We start from the raw sequence: 4,610 nt of genomic DNA on the forward strand, positions 1-4,610 counted from the left end.
TACGGCTCAATAGCCTACTTCAGGGAGGACCACTTTTCAGGGGGCAGACCACGTTTCGGTACTTCGCTCACGACGTCACCTCGACCGGTTCGATCAGGTTCGCCGCCACCCACTGGCGCATGCGGGTCCAACGTTCCTCAGGTGTCTCGAAGACGGTTTTTCCTAGCGCATGATCCCAGTGATGGCCGCATTCGTCGTTCTCGAAAACAACTTCGGCGGCTAGGGCGGGAGCGATGTTGAAGGCGCGGGCGACTGCCTCTCTGTCCTCTGGATCGATGATCTTGAGATCGAGTCCACGAGCGTGTCCGAGCACCCCAAGCGTGCAGAAATCGCCGTCCGCGGTCTGAAGCTCATTGGTGATCAAACGCTTTTCCGGCATTGCGTCCAGCGCTGCGGCGAGATCCCGCAGGAGCGCCTGTCCGCGCTTACCACGAATCGCGCGCATGACTGCTCCGCGCCACAGTTCGACGTTCTCGCAATCGTCGCTATATCCACTTCTGCTCATGACTGGGACTCCGTGAGGTTGTCGGCCGGCACTGCAGCTGCGCGAGTTGCGTGACGGTCTGCGATGAACTGCTTCAGCCACTCGACGGCGTCATCGGGTGAGCCGAGATCGCCGGTGACCTTGCGGCGCTTGTTCATCGCGCCGCACTGCTCCATGGTGATCGGGACCGCGCCCGCGGCTATCGCGGCGGCGCGCTTGCTAATCGTGATGTCGAAGTGCTCGTCGCGCGTACCGCGGTGCTGAATCCACTTCGGATTGACATCGATCGTGCGGATCATGGCGAGCAGCTCTTCGGAGGTGTCCGCGATGAGATGCGACATCTTGTAGACGCGACCGCTTGCCGTTTTGAATTCGCCGATCGGATGGCGATACATGTCGTCGACGTAGACGGTCACGATTCGCCTCCTTGGGCACGGGCGACGGCGATAGCAGCGTCGATGGCAGCATCTACGCTGGCGTCGAAGCGATCGCCGACAAAGTCGGCATTGAAGTCGTGGTTCGGGGCCGGGATGGACGAGCGCATCGACATGCTGGCGGCCGCGTTGGGGCCTTCTACGAAAGCCATTCGTGCCCGCAACCATCGATACCGCTCGGCACACACCTTGTCGTCGTCCGTCACCTCGCCGCTCGGCTGCTGCGTGGGGGCGAGAAGGGCGCGTGCGAATTCGACCAGCTCGGCGCCGGTGAAGACGAAGTGCTTTCGATCCCCGAATCCATCGTGTTTTTCGGCCAAGGTGAATACTCTCTGCTCGTCCGTCAGCCCCTCCCGAGCGTCTGCCTGCGCGGGCGGCTGCGGGGCGGCTGCGATTCCTCTCGCCCATACGATGGAATCTTTCCATCCCGCATCGATCGCTTCCTCCATGGCGCGGCACATCTCAAAAGTCGGTGCGACAGGCACAAGCTTCCATCCGGCCGGGGCCGGCATCGGTTCCGCCGCCTGCGCGGGTGCATGAGAAAGTGCGTTGATGGGCGCGCAAGCAATGATCCGGCCGCCGACCTGACGCTGTTTGTTGATCGCATCAAGTTCGTTCACGAATGATTGAACCCATACCTTGTCGGAAACATTGGGCGTCCATTCGACCAGCCAAGCGCACGGTTCCGCCGCCTGCGCGGGGATTTCGTGAAGTGCGGCAGCAGTCTGGGTCACGAGCAAATATGCCGGGTCGCTTACTGAGACACTCCCCTTGTTGACCGCGTCATACCACGCTTCGAGCAAGCTTCGCATCGTCGCCCCTTCCGCCCCCGTCTCGCTGGATGCTTCGTCAATCAACTCGCGATGCAGCCGATCGCATTCAGCATGCAGAACGCTGATCACACTTGCTGCGTTCTCCAACACGCCAGCCTTGGGTTGATCGTGCTTGTGCGACTCACGGCGCAGCCATGCCGCATAGTGGACTGCAGCATGGATGCTCGGGCGCGGAAGCAGGTCGGTATCCGTCTCGCTGGCAGATGCGGCGCGGTTCGCGAGCGCGCCACCGCACAGCGTTCCAGCCCACGCAGGCGCATGTACGAGTACGGTCATAGGCCGTTTCTCGCAGCACCGGACGGCCTCTTTGATGGCGGCTTCGAGCGTTGGGGCTCGATCGATCAGCACGCCTTCAGCCATTTCCACTCCGTCGACGAAACGGTGGAAGTGGTACGCCGCCCGCTCGTCCGCCGGCGCGGGTGCGGTCGATTCGTTGTGGTGCCACAGGAACGCGCAGTAGGCTGCAACGTCGCGCGGATCGCCTTTGTGGATGTGACGCATCAGCTCGGCGCGGCACTCATCCGCCCAACCGTCGCGCATCCAGTTGTCCGAGTAGCCGTACTTCCGCTGCGCGGCCAGCAGCTTGTTGGCGAGTGCGCGGGCGAACCGCCGCACGAGCTTGGCGGTGTCCGGATGCAGTTCATCGGGAATGGTTGGCTCATAGATCGGCGCTGCTGCGGGCTGCTCAGCAGGGGGCGCAATGAGCGCGTCCAAGACCGCATGGGCTCGTCCGCGCGCCTGCGTGTTGTCCGGCATAAAGCTTTTAGCGAGATTGATCGCTTGCCGTTGCTCATCCGTCAGCGCATCAGCGCGGCTCTTATCGGTGGTCATGGTCATTCGCTCCAGTAGGACATTTCGCAATCCGCCGCGCCCTCCGGGTCGTTCTCGAAGCCGAAGTCGGCAACGTTCTCAAAAGCGGCTTCGGCAAATGAATCGGCGATCCGTTGCTCGACACCGGCGCGCTGGACGAATCGTGCGGCGCATCGCCGAAGCCACTCAGCGTCCGAGATCTTTTCGGCGACATTCGGCTGCCCCAAAATGGCGGCGCGCCAGCGCTGAAGGAAAGAGGGGATGGTCATGGCTTGACCTCTGCATGCGTTGCATAGACCGCGTACGGGCCGTCTTCACTGTCTCCAATCTCGATCAGCCACCAGCCGGGCTCAGGCGACGGATCCCATTCAGTGATGTCGAGGTTTCCGTTATCGAAGTACGAGACGTATGCCGGGTGATCGACGTTCTCGCTTTCGAGGTGGTAGATCGACGTCTTGATGCCGGCCTGTGCTTCGAGCGAGGCCCACTGTTCGGGCGTGCAGCGCTCGGCACCGCCCATCGTGACCGTCCAGAAGTGCAGCAGGTCGGGATGGATGAAGTAGCCGTCCTGATCGCGGACGACGGGAATTTTCTGGAGCATCGATTGGATGGTCATGGTCCGGTCCTCAGAAGGTCTTCGTGAGATCTCGATCTACGGCTTTGCCAAGTGATCGGAGAAGGTTGGCCAATTGCGCGCGATCGTGATGATTGGCGGTTGCTTGGCGCAGCAGTCCGAAGTACGAGTTCGCGACCTGCATGAGGTCTTGGCGCGGCGTTTCTGCCACACGGCGCAGTGCTTCGTTGCGTGTGCGTCTTCGCGTCTCGCGGCGCCAAGGCTTGATGACCTGGCCGACGAAGTCGACGCCGCGGTGGATTGGCTGCAGAATGGTCTTGCGCGGGTTGATACGCACGCCGAGCCGGGCCGGCAGGAACGCCGTCACGTCGGCGAGGATTTCGTTCAGTCGCTGCGGTAATTCGTCCAGGAACACGAAATCGTCGACGTAGCGAACGTAGTACCGTGCACGCAGCTGGTGTTTCGCATGATAGTCAAGGACGTCGAGATAGATATTTGCGAAGAACTGGCTCGACAGGTTTCCGATCGGCAGCCCGAGATGCGCCGGCTGCTCGACGAGGCGCTTATACGGCGGCACGCGCTCGAGCAACGCCGGATCGCCGCGATAGACGAAGTCGGTTCGTGGATCGTGCATGAGCACCGTTTCTGTCAGCGCTCGCCAGAAGGGTTCGCGGATTTTCGCGAGCAGCAGTTCGAGCAGGACCAGTTTGTCGATGCTGACGAAGAAGTTCGCGAGATCGCATTTCAGGTAATACGCCGGCCGCGACCAGTTCTGTGTGATCGAACGGATCTTCGATTCGAGGCGCTCGGCGGCGCGGAGCGTTCCACGTTCCTTGATGCATGCGAACGTGTCGACGATGAACGAGCGCTCGAAGCGCGGGCCGATGCGGTTGTACAGCAGGTGGTGCACGACACGGTCGCGAAACTCGGCCGCCCATACCTCGCGCGGTTTCGGTCGCGTGATGACGAAGCAGATCGAGCGGCCAGGGCGGTAGGAGCCCGAGGCCAGCTCGTCATGAAGGCAGCGCAGATTGCGTTCCAGATCGATCTCGAACGCGAGCGCCGCCGGGGTGTTGCGCTTCGTGCGCCGGCAGTCGAGGTAGGCCTCGACGAGCTCGACGAATGTGAATCCGTCATTCCAATCTGCGGACGGCCCGGGCGCGCAGCTGGTTGTTCTGTTGGTTGTTGTTCTGGTTGCCGTTGTTGAAGTTCTGATACCAGGCCCAGCCGGAATAATCGTGCTATCTACGTCGCCCGGCTGATTGCTCAGCTGGGAAACTGCGCTGGACGCCGCCGCACGCTGGCGGCGCGTTTCCTCATTGCGCATGGCGGTGCCCTTGTGGGGCAGCGGCACGACCAGATTGAAAGATCGCTCAGCCATGGAAGCCGTGACCTCCCTGGAGCGGGCGATTACCTGCGGACTTCTTCCACGCGTTGGCCTGCTTCCCGATGCTCGTCGTCAGATCGACGGCGCG

General features: G+C 62.0%; 5 protein-coding genes and 1 pseudogene. All 6 read right to left on the minus strand.

Annotated features, from left to right (window positions below):
- Window positions 1-67: 67 nt before the first annotated feature.
- Window positions 68-505, minus strand: coding sequence for a hypothetical protein (locus ACSHSS_RS29655; protein WP_445545923.1), 438 nt, complete (start codon window positions 503-505; stop codon window positions 68-70).
- The gene (locus ACSHSS_RS29660; protein WP_261533598.1) at window positions 502-900 is read right to left on the minus strand and encodes a DUF4031 domain-containing protein; all 399 of its coding nucleotides are present in this window, start codon (window positions 898-900) and stop codon (window positions 502-504) included. The genes ACSHSS_RS29655 and ACSHSS_RS29660 overlap by 4 nt, the downstream gene beginning before the upstream one ends.
- 347 nt (window positions 901-1,247) lie before the next feature.
- Window positions 1,248-1,448, minus strand: a pseudogene (locus ACSHSS_RS29665) (hypothetical protein); the annotation flags it as partial.
- 1,136 nt (window positions 1,449-2,584) lie between these two features.
- Window positions 2,585-2,830 (minus strand): hypothetical protein, encoded by a 246-nt coding sequence (locus tag ACSHSS_RS29670; RefSeq protein WP_445545924.1) that lies wholly within the window; start codon window positions 2,828-2,830, stop codon window positions 2,585-2,587.
- Entirely contained in the window at window positions 2,827-3,177 is a 351-nt protein-coding gene (locus tag ACSHSS_RS29675; protein WP_445545925.1) for a hypothetical protein, read from the minus strand. The genes ACSHSS_RS29670 and ACSHSS_RS29675 overlap by 4 nt, the downstream gene beginning before the upstream one ends.
- A gap of 10 nt (window positions 3,178-3,187) precedes the next feature.
- The gene (locus tag ACSHSS_RS29680; RefSeq protein WP_445545926.1) at window positions 3,188-4,516 is read right to left on the minus strand and encodes an RNA-directed DNA polymerase; all 1,329 of its coding nucleotides are present in this window, start codon (window positions 4,514-4,516) and stop codon (window positions 3,188-3,190) included.
- Window positions 4,517-4,610 lie beyond the last annotated feature (94 nt).

The sequence above is a fragment of the Burkholderia sp. BC1 genome, assembly GCF_052683555.1.